Source organism: Sphingobium sp. FG58, assembly GCF_057809055.1.
In genome coordinates this window covers 1-377 of the sequence record NZ_JBMDJF010000066.1, presented here as the reverse complement: position 1 = coordinate 377, position 377 = coordinate 1, and the positions used below count along the sequence as shown (strand labels likewise).

Genomic DNA, 377 nt, shown 5'->3' with positions numbered 1-377 from the left:
GTTGGCCCAGATGTTTCTGGCCGCCGCAGCCTCGCGGATGGCGGTGCTGTCATAACCCTTGTCGCCGAGTAGGGTGGCGCCTGGGGGGATGGCCTCGATCAGCGCTTCAGCTTCACAAGCATCGTGGACCTGCCCACCTGTCAGTCTCAGGCTGACAGGACGTCCATCAGCGTCGACAAGAGCGTGGAGTTTGGTCGTAAGACCGCCCCGGGAACGTCCCATGCTATGATCTCCAGATCCCCTTTTTTACCGGTCGCACCGTGTTGGTGGACGCGCATGCAGGTGGAATCGATCATCACCAACTCGCCGTTGAACCCGGCAGAAACCGCCGCCAATAGCCGGTCCCACACCCCAGCTTTCCGCCAACGGACGAACCG

1 pseudogene is annotated in these 377 nt (G+C 61.8%); it reads right to left on the bottom strand.

From position 1 onward, the window contains the following. Positions 1–377 (bottom strand): annotated as a pseudogene (locus ACODR8_RS19990) (IS5 family transposase); the annotation flags it as partial.